The organism is Brevundimonas sp. UBA6550 (assembly GCF_002434505.1).
In the GTDB taxonomy this organism is placed as follows: domain Bacteria; phylum Pseudomonadota; class Alphaproteobacteria; order Caulobacterales; family Caulobacteraceae; genus Brevundimonas.
Genome location: NZ_DJKE01000012.1, coordinates 66,677 through 83,447, shown reverse-complemented (window position 1 = coordinate 83,447; position 16,771 = coordinate 66,677). Strand labels below are relative to the sequence as shown.

At 66.6% G+C, this 16,771-nt stretch carries 14 protein-coding genes, 2 pseudogenes and 1 riboswitch; of the genes and pseudogenes, 13 read left to right on the top strand and 3 right to left on the bottom strand.

Annotated features, from left to right (window positions below; translation table 11 throughout):
- Window positions 1–6: 6 nt before the first annotated feature.
- Together prpC and B3Z70_RS13700 are read right to left on the bottom strand one after the other, a co-directional pair.
- The gene (gene prpC, locus B3Z70_RS13705; protein WP_292021684.1) at window positions 7–1,164 is read right to left on the bottom strand and encodes a bifunctional 2-methylcitrate synthase/citrate synthase; all 1,158 of its coding nucleotides are present in this window, start codon (window positions 1,162–1,164) and stop codon (window positions 7–9) included.
- A 17-nt stretch (window positions 1,165–1,181) separates the two neighbouring features.
- Window positions 1,182–1,607 (bottom strand): acyl-CoA thioesterase, encoded by a 426-nt coding sequence (locus B3Z70_RS13700; RefSeq protein WP_292021681.1) that lies wholly within the window; start codon window positions 1,605–1,607, stop codon window positions 1,182–1,184.
- Between the two features lie 249 nt (window positions 1,608–1,856).
- Between B3Z70_RS13700 and acnD the strand changes: the two genes are divergently transcribed.
- The 9 genes and pseudogenes from acnD to B3Z70_RS13655 all read left to right on the top strand — a co-directional run bounded on the left by acnD (window position 1,857) and on the right by B3Z70_RS13655 (window position 11,861).
- Window positions 1,857–4,481 carry a Fe/S-dependent 2-methylisocitrate dehydratase AcnD gene (acnD, locus tag B3Z70_RS13695; RefSeq protein ID WP_292021679.1) on the top strand — a complete coding sequence of 875 codons (2,625 nt, stop codon included), beginning with the start codon at window positions 1,857–1,859 and terminating at the stop codon, window positions 4,479–4,481.
- Window positions 4,481–5,680, top strand: coding sequence for a 2-methylaconitate cis-trans isomerase PrpF (prpF, locus tag B3Z70_RS13690; RefSeq protein WP_292045773.1), 1,200 nt, complete (start codon window positions 4,481–4,483; stop codon window positions 5,678–5,680). The genes acnD and prpF overlap by 1 nt, the downstream gene beginning before the upstream one ends.
- A gap of 136 nt (window positions 5,681–5,816) precedes the next feature.
- Window positions 5,817–5,945 (top strand): annotated as a pseudogene (locus B3Z70_RS17215) (helix-turn-helix domain-containing protein); the annotation flags it as partial.
- A 550-nt stretch (window positions 5,946–6,495) separates the two neighbouring features.
- Window positions 6,496–7,224, top strand: coding sequence for a helix-turn-helix domain-containing protein (locus tag B3Z70_RS13680; RefSeq protein WP_292045771.1), 729 nt, complete (start codon window positions 6,496–6,498; stop codon window positions 7,222–7,224).
- Window positions 7,225–7,295: 71 nt separating this feature from the next.
- Window positions 7,296–7,511: riboswitch (cobalamin riboswitch) on the top strand.
- Between the two features lie 107 nt (window positions 7,512–7,618).
- Window positions 7,619–8,605 (top strand): DUF1852 domain-containing protein, encoded by a 987-nt coding sequence (locus B3Z70_RS13675; protein ID WP_292022375.1) that lies wholly within the window; start codon window positions 7,619–7,621, stop codon window positions 8,603–8,605.
- A gap of 28 nt (window positions 8,606–8,633) precedes the next feature.
- Complete coding sequence (locus tag B3Z70_RS13670; RefSeq protein ID WP_292022377.1) at window positions 8,634–9,662, top strand: methionine synthase; 1,029 nt, start codon at window positions 8,634–8,636, stop codon at window positions 9,660–9,662.
- Window positions 9,663–9,776: 114 nt separating this feature from the next.
- The gene (locus B3Z70_RS13665; protein WP_292022379.1) at window positions 9,777–10,304 is read left to right on the top strand and encodes a flavin reductase family protein; all 528 of its coding nucleotides are present in this window, start codon (window positions 9,777–9,779) and stop codon (window positions 10,302–10,304) included.
- A 121-nt stretch (window positions 10,305–10,425) separates the two neighbouring features.
- Complete coding sequence (locus B3Z70_RS13660; protein WP_292022382.1) at window positions 10,426–11,145, top strand: cytochrome c oxidase assembly protein; 720 nt, start codon at window positions 10,426–10,428, stop codon at window positions 11,143–11,145.
- Window positions 11,142–11,861, top strand: coding sequence for a cytochrome b (locus B3Z70_RS13655; RefSeq protein WP_292022384.1), 720 nt, complete (start codon window positions 11,142–11,144; stop codon window positions 11,859–11,861). Before B3Z70_RS13660 ends, B3Z70_RS13655 begins: the two co-directional genes overlap by 4 nt.
- A 7-nt stretch (window positions 11,862–11,868) precedes the next feature.
- On the opposite strand, the pseudogene B3Z70_RS13650 reads toward B3Z70_RS13655, so the two are convergent.
- Window positions 11,869–12,327 (bottom strand): annotated as a pseudogene (locus tag B3Z70_RS13650) (c-type cytochrome); the annotation flags it as partial.
- Window positions 12,328–12,559: 232 nt separating this feature from the next.
- Between B3Z70_RS13650 and B3Z70_RS13645 the strand changes: the two are divergent.
- From B3Z70_RS13645 to B3Z70_RS13630, 4 genes are read left to right on the top strand one after another with little or no spacing between them, the layout of a single operon-like run.
- The gene (locus B3Z70_RS13645) at window positions 12,560–12,958 is read left to right on the top strand and encodes a c-type cytochrome (protein WP_292022387.1); all 399 of its coding nucleotides are present in this window, start codon (window positions 12,560–12,562) and stop codon (window positions 12,956–12,958) included.
- The gene (gene coxB, locus B3Z70_RS13640) at window positions 12,948–13,925 is read left to right on the top strand and encodes a cytochrome c oxidase subunit II (protein WP_292022390.1); all 978 of its coding nucleotides are present in this window, start codon (window positions 12,948–12,950) and stop codon (window positions 13,923–13,925) included. The genes B3Z70_RS13645 and coxB overlap by 11 nt, the downstream gene beginning before the upstream one ends.
- Window positions 13,922–16,468, top strand: coding sequence for a cytochrome c oxidase subunit I (ctaD, locus tag B3Z70_RS13635; protein ID WP_292022391.1), 2,547 nt, complete (start codon window positions 13,922–13,924; stop codon window positions 16,466–16,468). The genes coxB and ctaD overlap by 4 nt, the downstream gene beginning before the upstream one ends.
- Window positions 16,465–16,770, top strand: a complete 306-nt coding sequence (locus tag B3Z70_RS13630; RefSeq protein ID WP_292022393.1) for a hypothetical protein — start codon at window positions 16,465–16,467, stop codon at window positions 16,768–16,770. The genes ctaD and B3Z70_RS13630 overlap by 4 nt, the downstream gene beginning before the upstream one ends.
- Window position 16,771: the final 1 nt, after the last annotated feature.

Genomic DNA, 16,771 nt, shown 5'->3' with positions numbered 1-16,771 from the left:
GCGGTCTTAGGCGCGTTCGGCCAGGGGCGCGAACGTGAGGTTTTCCGGGCCGGTGTAGTTGGCCGAGGGGCGGATGATCTTGTTGTCGGTGCGTTGCTCGATCACATGGGCGGCCCAGCCCGTGGTGCGCGAGATGACGAACAGGGGCGTGAACATCGCCGTCGGCACGCCCATCATGTGGTAGGAGACGGCCGAGAACCAGTCGAGGTTCGGGAACATCTTCTTCTCGTCCATCATGACGCTCTCGATGCGTTCGGCGATGTCGTACATCCGGGTCGAACCGGCTTCGTCCGACAGGGTCTTGGCGACACGCTTGATGACGACATTGCGGGGGTCGCTGATCGTATAGACCGGGTGGCCGAAGCCGATGATGACCTCTTTCGCCTCCATGCGACGGCGAATGTCGGCCTCGGCCTCGTCGGCGTCGGCGTAGCGCTTCTGGATCTCGAAGGCGACTTCATTGGCGCCGCCGTGCTTGGGACCGCGCAGGGCGCCGATGGCCCCGGCGATGGCCGAGAACATGTCCGAGCCCGTCCCGGCGATGACGCGGGCGGTGAAGGTCGAGGCGTTGAACTCATGCTCGGCGTACAGGATCAGCGAGGTGTGCATGGCCCGCACCCAGCTGTCGGACGGCGCCGTCCCATGAAGCAGATGCAGGAAATGGCCGCCGATGGAGTCGTCGTCGGTCTCCACCTCGATGCGGCGGCCGTTCTGGCTGAAGTGGTGCCAGTAGAGCAGCATCGACCCCAGGGAGGCGATCAGCCGGTCGGCGATGTCGCGGGCGCCGGGGTGGTTGTGGTCGTGCGCCTCAGGCAGGGCGCAGCCCAGGGCCGAAACGCCGGTCCGCATCACGTCCATCGGGTGGGCCGCCGCCGGAACCGTCTCCAGCGCCGACTTCACGGCGGCGGGCAGGCCGCGCAGCGCCTTGAGCTTGGCCTTGTAAGCCTTGAGCTGAGCGGCGGTCGGCAGGGCGCCGTGAATCAGCAGGTGAGCGATTTCCTCGAACTCGCTGGTCTCGGCGAAGTCCAGGATGTCATAGCCCCGATAATGCAGGTCGTTGCCCGAGCGGCCGACGGTGCACAGGGCGGTGTTGCCCGCCAGGACGCCGGACAGGGCGACGGACTTCTTCGGCTTCACGCCAGGAGCGGCGGCGACTTCGGACATGGATTTCCTCGAAAAGCTTATCGGGCGGCCATGGAGACCGGGGCGCAGGAGCAGGGGTGAAGGGTGATCGGGCGCGGACGGCCCTCGGCGTCGACGGCGACCATTTCGAAGCGGCCGTTCAGCGCCGGGCGTCGCGCGCCGGTGGACAGGGTTTCGGCGACGCCCTCGACCTCCACGGTCAGGGACGTGCGACCGACACGGATCACGCGCGCCACCATGTCCAGCAGTTCGCCGACGCGGACGGGCGTGTGAAAATCGGTGGCTTCGGACCGCGCCATCACGACATCGTTGCGGGCGCGGCGGCTGGCGGCGACGAAGGCGGCCTTGCTCAGCAGCGCAAGGGCAGAACCGGCGAACAGCGCGCCATAGTGATTGGCCTGTTCCGGGAAGACCATTTCGGCGAACCGGGTCTCGTCAGGGGGAAACGGCGTCGGCGACGACATGGGGGCCTCGGACAGCGGATCATCCGCGAGGCCCTTGAATATTCACGCTTCGATCGATCTCAGAAGGACTGAAAGAGCGGAAATCAGTGAAGGCGATGCTGCAAATCCGCGAAAGCTGCAAACTTGGATGCGTCCGCAAAGTTTGCTGATTTGCAGGGCGGCGTTCACAAATCTCCGCCCTTTCAGGCGTTCCGAAGCCCCCGTCGCGGGTCGATAATGACGCGATGAAGATCAGGGAACTCGGCTCAAATGAATGAAGCCTATCGTCGCCGGCTGCTCGGTACGTCGCTCGACTATTTCGATGTGCGCGCGGCGGTTCACGCCATTCAGCCGGGCGCCTATGACCGTCTGCCCTATGTGTCGCGCGTGCTGGCCGAGCAGCTGGTGCGTCATTGCGACCCCGCCTCGCGCGACGAGGCGCTGAGGCAGATTGTCGAGCGCAAGCGCGATCTGGACTTTCCCTGGTATCCGGCGCGCGTCGTCTGCCACGACATTCTGGGCCAGACGGCCCTGGTCGATCTGGCGGGACTGCGTGACGCCATCGCCGAGCAGGGCGGGGATCCGGCCAAGGTCAATCCGGTCGTGCCGACCCAGCTGATCGTCGACCACTCCCTGGCGGTCGAGGCGCCGGGGTTCGATCCCGAGGCCTTCGCCAAGAACCGCGCCATCGAGGATCGCCGGAACGAGGACCGCTTCCACTTCATCGAATGGACCAAGCGGGCCTTCGAGAATGTGGACGTCATTCCCGCCGGCAACGGCATCATGCACCAGATCAATCTGGAGAAGATGTCTCCGGTCGTGCAGGTGCGCGATGGGCTCGCCTTCCCCGATACCTGCGTCGGCACCGACAGCCATACGCCCCACGTCGACGCCCTGGGCGTCATAGCGATTGGAGTCGGCGGGCTGGAGGCCGAGACGGTGATGCTGGGCCGGCCGTCGATGATGCGGCTGCCCGACATCGTGGGCGTCAAGCTGATGGGGCGGCGCCATGAGGGCATCACCGCCACCGACATCGTGCTGGCCCTGACCGAGTTCCTGCGCAAGGAGCGCGTGGTCGGCGCCTGGCTGGAGTTCTTCGGGGAGGGGGCGGACAGCCTGACCATCGGCGACCGGGCCACCATCTCGAACATGTGCCCGGAATACGGGGCGACGGCGGCGATGTTCTACATCGACCAGCAGACCATCGACTATCTGCGCCTGACCGGCCGCGAGCCCGAACAGATCGACCTGGTCGAGACCTACGCCAAGACCATCGGCCTTTGGGCTGACGGGCTGAAAACCGCCGACTATGAGCGGGTGCTGGCGTTCGATCTGTCCACGGTCGAGCGCAATCTGGCTGGGCCTTCGAATCCGCATCGTCGTCTGCCGACCTCGGCCCTGCAGGCGCGCGGCGTGGCGGTCGATCTGGACGGCGCCCTGGCCGAAGAGCGCCAGGGTCTGATGCCGGACGGCGCGGTCATCATCGCCGCCATCACCAGCTGCACCAACACCTCCAACCCCCGAAACGTGGTCGCGGCCGGCCTGGTGGCGCGAAAGGCCAACGCCCTGGGTCTGGTCCGCAAGCCCTGGGTCAAGACCTCGTTCGCGCCGGGCTCCAAGGTGGCGCAACTGTATCTGGAGGACGCGGGCCTGCTGCCGGAACTGGAGGCGCTGGGCTTCGGCATCGTCGGCTTCGCCTGCACCACCTGCAACGGCATGTCGGGCGCGCTCGATCCGGTGATCCAGAACGAGATCGTGGAGCGCGACCTCTATACGACCGCCGTTCTGTCCGGGAACCGCAACTTCGACGGCCGCATCCATCCTTATGCGAAACAGGCCTTCCTGGCCTCGCCGCCGCTGGTGGTGGCCTACGCCATCGCCGGGACGGTGCGGTTCGATATCGAGCAGGATGTGCTGGGCGTCGCGCCTGACGGTCGTGAAATCCGTCTGAAGGACCTGTGGCCCGCCGACGCCGAGATCGACGCCATCGTCGGCAAGCACGTCAAGCCCGAGCAGTTCCGCAACGTCTATGAGCCGATGTTCGCCAAGCGCCTGCACGGCGGAGCGCCCGCCGCGCCGCTGTATGACTGGCGGCCCCAGTCGACCTATATCCGTCGTCCGCCCTATTGGGACACCGAGGGCTTGGGCGCCCTGGCGGCCAGCCCGCGCACGCTGAAGGGGATGCGGCCGCTGGCCATCCTGCCGGACAACATCACGACCGATCACCTGTCGCCGTCGAACGCCATCCTGCCGACCTCGGCGGCGGGTGAGTATCTGACGGCGATGGGCGTGCCGGAAGAGGACTACAACTCCTACGCCACCCATCGCGGCGATCACCTGACGGCCATGCGCGCCACCTTCGCCAACCCCCAACTGGTCAATGAGATGGCCGTGGTCGACGGGGCGGTGAAGAAGGGCTCTCTGGCGCGGCTGGAGCCGGACGGCCAGGTGGTGCGGATGTGGGAGGCGATCGAGACCTATCTGGGCCGTCGTCAGCCGCTGATCATCATCGCCGGGGCCGATTACGGTCAGGGCTCGTCGCGCGACTGGGCCGCCAAGGGCGTGCGTCTGGCGGGGGTCGAGGCCATCGTCGCCGAGGGGTTCGAGCGGATTCACCGCACCAATCTGATCGGCATGGGCGTGATGCCGCTGGAGTTCACCGGCGGCGTGACCCGGCTGGGGCTGAAGCTGGACGGCACGGAAACCTATGACGTCATCGGCCAGGCCGCGCCAGGCGTGGAGCTGAGCCTGGTCGTTCACCGCGCTGACGGGACGCAGGAGACGGTCTCGGTCAAATGCCGCCTGGACACCGCCGAGGAGGTCTCGATCTATGAGGCGGGCGGTGTGCTGCAACGCTTCGCTCAGGACTTTCTGGAACAGGAGGCCGCCGCCTGATGTCGCACGGTCCGCAGATACGCATCCCCGCCACCTATATGCGCGGCGGCACGTCCAAGGGCGTCTTCTTCCGCTTGGAAGACCTGCCCGACGCGGCGCGCGTGCCTGGTCCGACGCGGGACCGGCTGTTCCAGCGGGTGATCGGCAGTCCGGACGCCTATGGCAAACAGATCGACGGCATGGGCGGCGCGACCTCGAGCACGTCGAAATGCGTGATCCTGTCGCCCAGCGACCGACCCGACCATGATGTCGACTATCTGTATGGCCAGGTCTCCATCGACACGGATTTCGTCGACTGGTCGGGCAACTGCGGGAATCTGTCGACGGCGGCAGGGGCCTTCGCGATCCACGCGGGCTATGTCGATGCAGGGGCCGACGGCGTCCGCACCGTTCGCATCTGGCAGGCCAATATCGGCAAGACCATCATCGCCCATGTCCCAGTGGCGGGCGGGGCCGTGCAGGAGACCGGCGACTTCGAACTGGACGGCGTGGCCTTCCCCGCCGCAGAGATCGTGCTGGAATTCCTGGACCCCGCCGATGAGGGCGAGGCCGATGACGGTTCAGGGGGCGCCATGTTCCCGACAGGCAATCTGATCGACGAACTGGATGTGCCGGAGGACCTGGTGGCGGGCGGCAGGCTGAAGGCCACGCTGATCAACGCCGGCATTCCGACCATCTTCGTCGACGCCGCCGATATCGGCTATACCGGCGCCGAGCTGCAGGAGGCGATAAATGGCGATGCGGCGGCCTTGAAACGGTTCGAGGCCCTGCGCGCCATCGGCGCGGTTCGGATGGGGCTGATCGCATCGGTCGATGAGGCCTCGCGCCGTCAGCACACGCCCAAGATCGCCTTCGTCGCGCCGGCCCGCGATCACCTCGTCTCCAGCGGCAGGACGATCAAGGCGCAGGAGATCGACCTGCTGGTCCGCGCCCTGTCGATGGGCAAGCTGCACCACGCCATGATGGGCACCGCCGCCGTCGCCATTGGCGCGGCCGCCGCCGTGCCGGGCACGCTGGTCAATCTGGCGGCCGGCGGGGGCGAGCGCAGCGCGGTCCGGTTCGGCCATCCGTCCGGCACGTTGCGGGTCGGGGCCGAGGCGGAGCGGCGCGACGGCGACTGGACCGTCGTCAAGGCCGTCATGAGCCGCAGCGCGCGTCGGCTGATGGCGGGCGACGTCTTCGTGCCGTCAGAGCCCTGAGCGGTCTGAGCGGCGGCAAGACGTCTTGCGACGTCTTCATGTTTGCAATATTTGCATTTATCGGTCAGGCTTAAGCATTCCCTTTGCGGATGTTTGAGAAATTCTTTCTGGCTTTATGCAAAAGTTGTAAAAGTCTATGAGCAAGACCTTCATGGGTGTTCGCCTGCGTCGGCTGCGCGAAGAGCGCAGTCTGACCCAGACCGCCGTGGCGCAGGCGCTGGGAATATCCAACAGCTATCTCAGTCAGATCGAGCAGAACCAGCGCCCGCTGACCGTGCCCCTGCTGCTCAAGCTCAACGCCGCGTTCGGCGTCGATGTTCAGCTGTTCTCGGAAGACGAGGAGGGGCGGCTGATCTCGGACGTGCGCGAAGCTCTGGGGGAGGGCGGGGCCGAGCACATATCGACGGCTGAGCTGCGCGAACTCGCGCTGAACATGCCTGCGGTCGGGCGGGCGCTGGTCGCGCTGCACCGCAAGTCGAGGCGCAGCGCCGACCGGGCCGAGGCCATGGCCTTGAGGCTGGGAGAGGAGTTCGCCGACGACACGCCCGCCCGTATGCCGTTCGAACAGGTGCGCGACTTCTTCTACTCGCGTCGCAATCATGTCGCCGAACTGGATGAGGCGGCAGAGCGTCTCTATGCCGCCGCTGGTCTGACGCCGCGTCAGGTCCGGCCGGGCCTGGCGGCCTGGCTGGCTCAAAGGCACGGCGTGCGCGTCGTCGTCGATGAGGGTGAGGAGGCGCAGCGTCGTTTCGACGTCGTCAATCGCACCCCTGCATGTCTCGCCCTTCACCAAACAGGGGCAACAGGCGTTCCAGATGGCGATGCAGCTCGCCTATCTGGAGGCGGGCGCCGCCATCGAGACCTTGATCGACGGCGCGGGGTTCGACGACCAGGAGACGCGCGACCTTCTGCGCATCGGCCTGGCCCAGTATTTCGCCGGCGCCGTCCTGTTGCCCTATCGTGATTTTCTTCAGCAGGCCGAAACCTTCGGTTACGACATCGTGCGGCTTGGGCGACATTTCGGGGTGGGGTTCGAGACCGTCTGTCACCGGCTTTCCACCCTTCAGCGGCCGGGGGCGCTGGGCGTGCCCTTCTTCTTCGTCAGAGTCGATCGCGCAGGCAACATCTCCAAACGCCAGTCGGCGACCGACTTTCACTTTTCGCGCGTGGGCGGCTCGTGCCCGCTCTGGAATGTTTACGAAGCCTTCGCTCAGCCCGGCCGCGTCCTGACCCAGATGGCGCAGATGCCCGACGGACGCACCTATCTGTGGATCGCCCGAACGGTCGGCAGTCCCGGTCCGGCCTTTGGCGCGCCGGGCAAGAGTTTCGCCATCGGCCTGGGGTGCGACATCCGCCACGCATCGCGCCTGGTCTATTCGCAAGGGCTGGACCTGTCCGACATCGCCGCCGCCACGCCCATCGGCGCGGGCTGCAAGGTGTGCGAGCGCCCGGCCTGCCCGCAAAGGGCGTTTCCGCCCATAGGGCGCGCGCTGGTGATCGACCCCAACCGCAGCGCGGCGACGCCCTATCCCACGGCGGCATGACAGTGAGCAGGCGGATCGTATAAGGACATAAAGATATCTTTATATCTTTCTTGACTTCAGGCGTGGCTGTGGCAGTGTCCGTGTGTCGTGGTTCTCCGCTCAGTCTTCGGGCTGAATGGAGCTAAGAGGGAAGCCGGTGAGACTGCGGTCGAAGCCGGCGCTGCCCCCGCAACTGTAAGCGGCGAGCCGAGGGTCCATCGGATGTCACTGGAGGTTCGCCTCCGGGAAGGCCGGACCGGAAGCCGTGACCCGCGAGCCAGGAGACCTGCCCCGACAGATAACGTCCTCCGGCGGGGTGTCGGTCAGGTCGCATGAACGCCGCGACGGAGGCTTTCCGTGTGCGAGCGGTCGCGCGTTCCTGCCCGCTGTTCCGCCAGCATCAACGGCAGAGACCATGGCGAACAACGCTTTCACATTCACCATCAAGCGCACCGCGCTCGACGAGCATTATGTCCCTGCCGAGAATACCCGGATCACGACCAATTTCGCCAATCTGGCCAGGGGGGACAGCCGCCAGGAAAACCTGCGCAACACCCTGAGGATGATCGACAATCGCTTCAACTCCCTGGCGCACTGGGACAATCCGAGGGGGGATCGCTATGCGGTCGAACTGCAGATCGTCTCCGTGGAGATGAGCGTGGCGCCAGGCGAGGGGACCGACAGTTTCCCGCTGATCGAAATCCTTCAGACGACGATCGTGGACAGCCAGACCGGCCGGCGCATCGACGGGATCGTCGGCAACAACTTCTCCTCCTATGTGCGCGACTACGACTTCAGCGTGGTCCTGCCCGCGCATATGAAGGCCAATCCCGGCGCCTTCGCGCCGGCGGATTTCGGCGACCTGCACGGCAAGCTGTTCAAGCATTTCCTGAGTTCGGCCGTCTATCGCGACAACTTCGGCAAGCCGCCCGTCATCTGCCTGAGCGTGTCGAGCAACAAGACCTATCACCGCACCGGCGGCGAGCACCCTGTGCTGGGCAGCGAATACGCGAACGACGAGTTTTCTCCGACCGATCAGTACTTCGCCAAGATGGGGATGAAGGTGCGCTATTTCATGCCCAGGGGCAGCGTCGCGCCCTTCGCCTTCTATCACATCGGCGACCTGACCGGCGACTACACCGACCTGGAACTGGTCAGCACCATCAGCACGATGGAGACCTTCCAGAAGATCTATCGGCCCGAGATCTACAACGCCAACTCCCCGGCGTCGGAACAGTATCGGCCCAGCCTGCAATGCCAGGACTATTCGCTGACCCGCATCGTCTACGACCGCGAGGAGCGCAGCCGCCTGGCGGTCGAACAGGGCCGGTTCGTCGAAGAGCGCTTCATCAAGCCCTACCGGCAGGTTCTGGACCAATGGTCCGCCAGCTTCGCCGCCTGATCCGTCATCCCGTAAGAAGTCATCCGTCATGAAAATCCTGCTGCCCACATCCACCGCCGGAAGCCTGCCCAAGCCCGTCTGGCTGGCCGAGCCCGAGACCCTGTGGTCGCCCTGGAAGCTGGAAGGCGATGAACTGGTCGAGGCCAAGCAGGACGCCCTGCGCCTGTCGCTGGACGACCAACGCCGCGCCGGCATCGACATCGTCAGCGACGGCGAACAGACCCGCCAGCACTTCGTAACGACCTTCATCGAGCATCTGGACGGGGTGGACTTCGAGGCCCGCAAGACCATGCGGATCCGCAATCGCTATGATGCGAGCGTGCCGGTGGTCGTCGGCGCCGTCAGCCGTCAGAAGCCGGTCTTTGTCGAGGACGCCAAATACCTGCGCCGGCAGACGGACCAGCCGATCAAATGGGCCTTGCCGGGTCCGATGACGATGATCGACACCCTGTATGACGACCACTACCAAAGCCGCGAGAAGCTGGCCTGGGAATTCGCCAAGATCCTCAACGAGGAAGCCAGGGAACTGGAGGCAGCCGGCGTCGACATCATCCAGTTCGACGAGCCCGCCTTCAACGTCTTCTTCGACGAGGTGAACGACTGGGGTGTCGCGACGCTGGAAAGGGCGGCCGAGGGGCTGAAATGCGAGACCGCCGTCCACATCTGTTACGGCTACGGCATCAAGGCCAATACGGACTGGAAGAAGACCCTGGGGTCGGAGTGGCGCCAGTACGAGGAGGCCTTCCCCAAGCTGCAAACCTCCAGCATCGACATCATTTCGCTCGAGGCCCAGAACTCGCGCGTGCCGATGGACCTGATCGAACTGATCCGGGGCAAGAAGGTGATGGTCGGGGCTATCGACGTGGCGACCGACGTCATCGAGACGCCCGAACAGGTGGCGGACACCCTGAGAAAGGCGTTGCAGTTCGTGGACGCCGACAAGCTTTTTCCCGCCACCAACTGCGGCATGGCGCCCCTGTCCCGCCGGGTGGCGAACGGCAAGCTGAAGGCCTTGAGCGCCGGGGCCGAGATCGTCCGAAAAGAACTGTCGGCCTGATCCTTGAGATGAGGGATCGTAACCGGCCGTGACGATGCTCCTATGTCCTTGCAGTCGCATGACCGAGCCGTTCGACATGGCCGAACGACGTCCGACGCGCAGCGAGTATTCACCATGCCGAACCTAGCCGACATCACCGAGCAAGCCGATCTGCGCCGGCTCTTCGGCCTGTTCCCGACCGGGGTTACGGCCCTGGGCGCGATGGAAGACGGTCGTCCCGTCGGCATGACGGCCAGCGCATTCGTCGCTGTGTCGCTGAATCCGCCTCTGGTGTCGGTCTGCATCAAGCGCGGCTCCTGCACCTGGCGGCGGCTCCGTGGGTGTCGGCGCATCGGCATCTCTTTCCTTGGAGACAGCCATGCGGTCGCCGCGCGCCAACTTGCGCAAACGGGCGATGATCGGTTCTCAGGGCTGGACTATCAGGTCGGCGCGGAGGGTGCGCTGTTCCTGGCCGGCGCGCCGGCCTGGCTGGACTGTTCGGTGGAGAAGGAGGTCGAAGCGGGCGACCATGACATCGTCCTTTTCCGTCTCCACCGGGCCGCCGCAGCCGAGGGGATTTCGCCGCTGATCTTCCACTCCAGCACGTTCCACACCCTTTCGCCCATCGCGCGATCACTCACGCCGCTCTGTCCCGCCGAATGAGGCGCCGTCCCCGGTGAAATGCGTCAGACCAATCGCCGCAGACGGATCCGCGAGAGGAACCGTGGCGGCGTTCGAGGCTTTGAAGTCCAAGCCTTGAGCGGGCGCGTGGCGGGGGTGGATCATGAATGCAGGACAGATCTGGACCCCATATTGCGGTCCGGCGCCGGAGGCGGGGGATTGGCGGTGGAATCTGGACCCGATCCTGCTGGGCGTCATGCTGATTGCAGCTTTCCTTGTGGCCACGCGGCTGGAGGGGCGTCGGCGGGTGTTGGGTCTGATGGGGATGGGGGTTCTGGCGATCAGTTTCGTTTCGCCCCTGTGCGCCCTGAGCTCGGCGTTGTTTTCGGCGCGGACGGTGCATCACGTGCTTCTGGTCGGGGTGGCGGCGCCGCTGCTGGCCTGGGCGACGCCGAGGCGTGACGGCGGCGGGCTGATCCTGGCGACGGCGGTGCAGGCGGTGGTGCTGTGGGCCTGGCACGCGCCGGGCCTTTATGGCGCGGCGCTTTCGAACGACGCCCTCTATTGGGTGATGCAGTCGAGTCTGCTGGCGAGCGCTGTCTGGTTCTGGACCAGAGTCAGAGCCGCTTCGGCGCCGGCCGCGGTCGTGGCCCTGCTGGCGGCGATGCTGACGATGGGATTGCTGGGGGCGGTGCTGACCTTCGCCGGGCAGGCGGTCTATGCGCCGCACTTCTATACGACGCTGGCCTGGGGGATGACGCCGCTGGAGGATCAGCAGGCGGCGGGGCTGATCATGTGGGCGCCGGCGTCGGCGCTTTATCTGTTCGCCGCCCTGGCGGTTCTGGGGCGGATGCTGGGGCCGACGCGAGAGGTCGCGGCGTGATCGTTCGGCTGTTCCAGCAGGCTCTGGAATGGGCGGCGGGCCACCACGACGAGGGCCGATATTCGCCGGTGGGCATCGCCTTTCACTGGACGATGGCGGCGCTGGTGGTGTTCCAGATCGGCTGGGGCTTCTGGATGGGGCGACAGCCGGTGGGGGCGGCCATGGTCGCGGCCTATGACCTGCATTTCGCCATCGGGGTGCTGATGCTGATCCTGGTGATCGGTCGGCTGTCCTGGCGGCTGATGGCCCCGGATCTGGTCAATGATGCGGACAAGCCGGGCTGGGAAAGCTGGGCGGCGCATGTCACCCACTATGTCTTCTACATCTGCCTGTTCGGCCTGCCGCTGACGGGATGGGCGATGGTTTCGGCGACGGACCGGACGCGCCAGCTGGAGGCGCTGGGGTTTATTCCCTGGCCGCTGCTGCCTTTGCAGGATTTGTCGAACACCCAGCTATGGGCGATCGAGGCGGCGGCGGAGTGGATGCATTGGGGCATGGTGCTGACGCTGCTGCTGATGATCCCCATTCACGCGGGCGCCGCGCTCAAGCACCATCTGATCGATCGGGACGACGTGTTTCACGCGATGCTGCCGGTCGTGCCGCTGCGTCCACGGAAGCGGACCCGGTGGCAGCGGCGCTGGCGGGCGCTGGAGCGGCGGGTCGTGTCGACAGCCAAAGCGCTATTGCGCGGGCTTCTGGGTCCGAAAGCGATTTGACGGCGGCGGCCATGACGCCGCGCGGATCGTTGCGGCGTTTGCCGGACTTCCAGCGGTCGATCTGCTCCAGCGTATAGGCGGCGGGCTGGCCGGCGATCTGGGGGTTGCCGCCGCGACCCGTCCCTTCGCCCTCGACGCCGTGGCACGAGGCGCAGGCCACGATGCCGCGCGACGGATCGCCCGACAGATAGATGGCCGGAGCGGGTGTGGGGGCGGTGGGCGCCGACGAGGCAGGCAGGCCGGCGTACCAGGCGGCGACGGCGCGGCGATCCTTCTGGTTCAGCGCCTTGGCGATGCGGGTCATCTGGTCGTCGGGACGCAGGCCCGAGGCGTAGTCCTCCATCTGCTTCTGCAGATAGCCGACATCCAGACCGGCAAGGCGCGGGGCGGAGACGCCGTCGCCCTGGCCCTGCAGGCCGTGACAGGTGAAACAGGCGTTGGCCGCCCCGCCGGCGCCGCCGCTCATGGCGATGATCCGACCATCCGCGCTGAAGGCCGCATCCGTCTGTCCGCGCGTAGAATCGCAAGCCGCGAGCGCCGCCAGGGCGAACGACAGACCGATGAGGGGGAGGGGCGTGCGCACGCCCCTTCGAACCCGCCTCTATGGCGAAGGTTCCGGCGTTTGACCGGGGCGGCGTGTCGCACCGGGGAACCCCGACCCCGGCAGAGGATTGTGTGGTCAAGCTTTTGGGGGCGAGATGAGACGATCGACGCAGGCGCGCCGAAGCAAGAGGGGGTGGCTGATCGCCGGCCTGCCCCTGATGCTGGCCGCGTGCGTGGACAAGGCCGATCTGCCGCGTCAGGTGGCGCGGGGCGATGCGGCCAGGGGGTTAAGCGTCGTGCGAGAGGTCGGTTGCGCCGCGTGTCACACGATTCCCGGCGTCGCCTGGCCCCAGGGTCGCAGCGGCTCCAACCTGGCCGGATTCGGCGTGCGGCCGATGATCGCGGGCCGGCTGCCCAACCAGCCCAACGTGCTGATCCGCTGGCTGATCGACGCCCCCTCGCTGGACCCCCAGACCGCCATGCCGCCCATGCCCCTGTCCCACGACCAAGCCCGCGACGTCGCGGCCTATCTGTATACGCTCGATGACGACTGAACCGACGCCCGGAACCGCCGGCTGGCCCCCGCCCGTGCTGGACCCGGCAGGGCCGTTCGCGGCGCCGATCCACACCGTGGCCTGGGTGTTGTTCGTCATGTCGGTGGTGGTCATGGCGATCGTCCTGGCCGCGCTGGGCGTGGCGCTGTTCGGATCACGAAAATGGAAGCGGCGCGTGGGCGGCGAGCGGCTGATCTGGATGGCTGGCCTGGCCTTTCCGGTCGTGGTTTTGACGGGGCTTCTGATCTACGGGCTGAACACCACCGCGCGGATCGCCGATGCGCCCCGGCCCGGTGAAATGCGAATCCGCGTGACCGGCGAGATGTGGTGGTGGCGCGTGGCCTATCTGGACGACCAGGGCCGCGAAATCCTGCAGGACGCGAACGAGGTGCATATCCCCGTCGGCCAGCCGGTGGTGTTCGAGCTGGAAAGCGCCGACGTGATCCACAGCTTCTGGGTTCCGCGCCTGGGCGGCAAGACCGACATGATCCCCGGTCGTCGCAACTTCATGCGGCTGCAGGCGGACCAGCCGGGGACCTATGGCGGCCAGTGCGCGGAATACTGCGGCGGGCCGCACGCGCTGATGGGGCTGGTGGTGGTGGCTCATGCGCCGGACGGTTTCGCCGCCTGGAGGGCGCGCCAGGCCAGGGCCGCCCAGCCGGTGGTCTCGGCGCAGGAGACGCCGGCCCTGATCGACCAGGGGCGTCAGGTGTTCGCGGCCTCCGGCTGCGCCGCCTGCCACACCATTCGCGGGACCGAGGCCAACGGGCTGGCCGGGCCCGATCTGACCCATGTCGGATCGCGCCAGACCCTGGGCGCCGGCATCCTGCCGAACAATCAGGGGACGATGGCGGGCTGGATTTCCGATAGCCAGGCGATCAAACCGGGCAACAGGATGCCGTCCTATCCGGTCCTGGCCGGGCAAGACCTGCGGGCCGTCGCCGCCTATCTGGAAAGCCTGAAATGAGTTCGGAAACCGGGTTCGACACCGAACTCTACAAACGCTTTCCGACCGACGAGCCTCGGCCCGAGGGCGAACTGGAGCAGTTGGAGGACGTCTGGTGCGGCCCGCGCAAGCCGTGGGAGTGGATCACCGCGATCAACAACAACTTCGTCGGCGTCTATTACGTCGGGGCGGCCATGCTGTTCTTCGTGCTGGCCGGGGTTCTGGCGCTGTTGATGCGGACGCAACTGGCCCTGCCCATGACGGGCTTCCTGGCGCAGGAGACCTACAACCAGATCTTCACCATGCACGGCACGGTGATGATGTTCCTGTTCGCCGTGCCGGCGGTCGAGGCGCTGGGCGTGCTGTTGCTGCCGCAGATGCTGGGGGCGCGCGACCTGCCGTTTCCGCGCCTGTCGGCCTATGCCTTCTGGGCCTATCTGATCGGGGGGCTGTGCTTCTTCTGCTCGCTGTTCTTCGGCCTGGCGCCCAACGGCGGCTGGTTCATGTATCCGCCGCTGACCTCGATGACCTATTCGCCCGGGATCAACGCCGACTTCTGGCTGTTGGGCATCGGCTTCATCGAGATTTCGGCCATCGCCGGGGCCATCGAGATCATCGTCGGGGTGCTGAAGACCCGCGCGCCGGGGATGACGCTGGACAAGCTGCCGATCTTCGCATGGGCCATGCTGATCTTCGCCTGCATGATCATCATCGCCTTCCCGTCGATCATCCTGTCGACCCTGCTGCTGGAGCTGGAACGCGCGCTGGGCTGGCCCTTCTTCGATGCGGCCAAGGGGGGCGACCCCATGCTGTGGCAGCACCTGTTCTGGTTCTTCGGCCACCCGGAGGTCTACATCATCTTCCTGCCGGCGGCGGGGGCCATGTCCACCCTGATCCCGGCGGTGGCCCAGACCAAGCTGGTCGGATACCGGCTGGTGGTGCTGGCCATGCTGGCGACGGGCTTCATCAGCTTCGGCGTATGGGCGCACCACATGTTCACGACCGGGATGCCGCAGATCTCGATCAACTATTTCAGCGCCGCCTCCATGGCCGTCAGCGTGCCGGCGGGGGTGCAGGTCTTCGCCTGGATCGCCACCCTGGCGGCGGGCAAGATGCGCTTCAACACGCCGGGCCTGTTCGCGGTCGGGGGGCTGGTCACCTTCGTCATGGGCGGGCTGACGGGGGTGATGGTGGCCATGGTGCCGTTCGACTGGCAGGCGCACGACAGCTATTTCATCGTCGCCCATCTGCATTACGTGCTGATCGGCGGCATGGTGTTCCCGCTGTTCGCGGCTATCTACTACTGGCTGCCGATGTCGAGCGCGCGGCCGCTGTCCGAACGCTGGGGCAAGTGGATCTTCTGGCTGATGTTCGTGGGCCACAACGTCACCTTCCTGCCGATGCACCTGACCGGGCTGATGGGGATGCCGCGCCGGGTCTATACCTATCTGCCGGACCGGGGATGGGATTTGCCCAATATGATCTCGACCGTGGGATCGTTCCTGTTCGGCCTGGCCGTGCTGTTGTGGGTCGTGGACATGATCCGCAACTTCCGCCCGTTCCGCGCCAAGGAGGCGGGCAACGTCTTCGGCGGGCCGGGGCTGGAATGGCTGCCGTCGGGCCTGTATTCGCTGCGGTCGTCGCCGGTGATCCGAAGCCTCTATCCCCTGTGGGACCAGAAGGATCTGGCGCGGGACGTGGCGGCGGGCCGATACTTCCTGCCGGGCGCGCCGCGCGGCGATCGCGAAACCCTGATCACCAGCCCGGTCAACGCCGAGCCGCAATATGTGCTGCGCATTCCCCGGCCTTCCAGCTGGTATGTGTGGGGCGCGGTCTTCACGGCCGGTTTCTTCCTGATCCTGACCGTCCAGGCCTATCTGCTTTCGGTCATCAGCGGCCTGCTGGCGATCTACTGCATCTGGGAGTGGGCCTGGCGGCTGGATCGGCCGAACCCGCATGAGACGGTGGACGTCGGCGGCGGCGTCCGGCTGCCGACCTATGTGTCGGGGCCGTCCAGCCACGGCTGGTGGGCCATGGTCATCACCCTGATCGTCGGCGGCATGGTCGCCGTCATGGCCTGCTTCTCTTACGTCTTCCTGTGGAGCCGCCGGCCCGACCTGTGGCAGGCGCCGCCGGACCTGGGCTCCGTGCCGTTGACGCTGGGTCTGCTGGTCCTGGCCGGCGTCGGCGGCTGGGCGGCGCAGGCCGCGCTGAAGCTGGATCGTCCGCGCAGTCCGGTGATCGCCGCGGCCGTGATGCTTCTGGCGACCCTGGCGGCGGGCGGAGCCTGGGCGGCGGAGGCCTCGGCCTGGTGGGCCTCGGGGCTGCGGCCTGACGTCTCCAGCCAGGGCGCCACCGTCTTCGCCCTGCTGGCCTGGCAGGGGTTGTTCGCGGGAATCTGTCTGCTGATGGGGCCGTTCGCCGCGCTGCGCTGGATGTTCGGTCATCTGTCGCCCAAGCGGCCGGCGACGTTCGAGTTGATCGCCCTGTTCCTGGCCTTCACGGCGCTTCAGGGGGCAGGCACGACCCTGCTGGTGCGCCTGTTCCCCGGCGTGATGTCGTGAGGTTCTGGCTCGTGGCCTTGGGCGGCCTGATGATCTGGGCCGTGCATTTCCTGGGGCTCTATCTGCTGGCCAGTTTCGCGGACGTGGCGTGGCGCGACGCGGCGGGCGGCAAGGTCATCGGCCTGGTCTTCAGTCTGGCCTGTCTCGCCGCCATTGCCGCCGTGGCGTGGCGCGCGGCGTCCCAGCTTCGCCAGGACGAGCCGGAAGACACCCGCGCCTTCGGCCTGCACATGGCGGTGGCCGGGGGCGTCATCGCGGGCGTCGGGGTTGTGTTTCAGACCGCGCCCCTGATGCTGGCCTGAG

What these genes read in the sequence shown, in the direction of transcription:
- prpC (WP_292021684.1), bottom strand. Translation starts at nt 1,164, where the DNA reads ATGTCCGAAGTCGCCGCCGCTCCTGGCGTGAAGCCGAAGAAGTCCGTC.
- B3Z70_RS13700 (WP_292021681.1), bottom strand. Translation starts at nt 1,607, where the DNA reads ATGTCGTCGCCGACGCCGTTTCCCCCTGACGAGACCCGGTTCGCCGAA.
- acnD (WP_292021679.1), top strand. Translation starts at nt 1,857, where the DNA reads ATGAATGAAGCCTATCGTCGCCGGCTGCTCGGTACGTCGCTCGACTAT.
- prpF (WP_292045773.1), top strand. Translation starts at nt 4,481, where the DNA reads ATGTCGCACGGTCCGCAGATACGCATCCCCGCCACCTATATGCGCGGC.
- B3Z70_RS13680 (WP_292045771.1), top strand. Translation starts at nt 6,496, where the DNA reads ATGGCGATGCAGCTCGCCTATCTGGAGGCGGGCGCCGCCATCGAGACC.
- B3Z70_RS13675 (WP_292022375.1), top strand. Translation starts at nt 7,619, where the DNA reads ATGGCGAACAACGCTTTCACATTCACCATCAAGCGCACCGCGCTCGAC.
- B3Z70_RS13670 (WP_292022377.1), top strand. Translation starts at nt 8,634, where the DNA reads ATGAAAATCCTGCTGCCCACATCCACCGCCGGAAGCCTGCCCAAGCCC.
- B3Z70_RS13665 (WP_292022379.1), top strand. Translation starts at nt 9,777, where the DNA reads ATGCCGAACCTAGCCGACATCACCGAGCAAGCCGATCTGCGCCGGCTC.
- B3Z70_RS13660 (WP_292022382.1), top strand. Translation starts at nt 10,426, where the DNA reads ATGAATGCAGGACAGATCTGGACCCCATATTGCGGTCCGGCGCCGGAG.
- B3Z70_RS13645 (WP_292022387.1), top strand. Translation starts at nt 12,560, where the DNA reads ATGAGACGATCGACGCAGGCGCGCCGAAGCAAGAGGGGGTGGCTGATC.
- coxB (WP_292022390.1), top strand. Translation starts at nt 12,948, where the DNA reads ATGACGACTGAACCGACGCCCGGAACCGCCGGCTGGCCCCCGCCCGTG.
- ctaD (WP_292022391.1), top strand. Translation starts at nt 13,922, where the DNA reads ATGAGTTCGGAAACCGGGTTCGACACCGAACTCTACAAACGCTTTCCG.